The sequence below is a fragment of the Novipirellula rosea genome, assembly GCF_039541335.1.
GTDB lineage: Bacteria > Planctomycetota > Planctomycetia > Pirellulales > Pirellulaceae > Novipirellula > Novipirellula rosea.
Map to the genome: position 1 here is coordinate 1 of NZ_BAABGA010000087.1, position 674 is coordinate 674.

The 674-nt window shown below is 50.4% G+C and carries 1 protein-coding gene; it reads left to right on the plus strand.

Features of this window, described 5'->3' with window-relative positions:
- On the plus strand, positions 1–203 hold a 203-nt coding region (locus ABD971_RS28395; RefSeq protein WP_345327116.1), incomplete at its 5' end, for a GxxExxY protein.
- Positions 204–674: the final 471 nt, after the last annotated feature.

A 674-nucleotide genomic window follows, 5' to 3' on the forward strand; every position in this document is an offset into this window, starting at 1 on the left:
CGCTCCGGTTTGACATACTCATTGAAGGATGCCTATTTGTCGAGGTGAAAGCAACTGAATCAGTCCAGCCCATCCATAAAGCACAGCTTCTGACCTACATGAAATTACTAGACATTCCGATCGGGCTGATCATCAACTTTAACGTTCTCAAACTTACCGATGGCGTCTCGAGGCTAATGCTGCCGGGAGCCAACCAAGCCTGAGGCCACGTTATCAAGTCCCACGCAGGTCTTCCCTTCACTCGTGTTCAAATTCCCGCCCGGTCTACTAGGCGAGGGGCTCTGTGCGGGGGTGTTCGAGATTGCGCGGTCGATTGAACAGGAGATAACAGAGGTAACAGAGTTTCGATTCCAGCTATGTTTCTGAAGCTTGGATCCACTGAGCCTGAGCTTCGAATACATCAAGTCGTGCATGGGTTCTCCGTTTCCTCCCTTTCCTCCTGTTCAAATCCCCCCCGGTCTTCGTCGACGAGGGTCCTGTACAGGGTGCTTGAGATTGCGCGGTCGTTTGAACAGGAGATAACAGAGGTAACAGAGTTTTGATTCCTGCTTTGTTATTGAAGTTTGGATCCCACTAAGCCGGAGCTTTGAATCCATCAAACCGTGCATGGCGACTCCGTTTCCGTCTGTTCAAATTCCTCTCTGGGTTTATGCAAAGGCCTCTCAGGTTCAGAA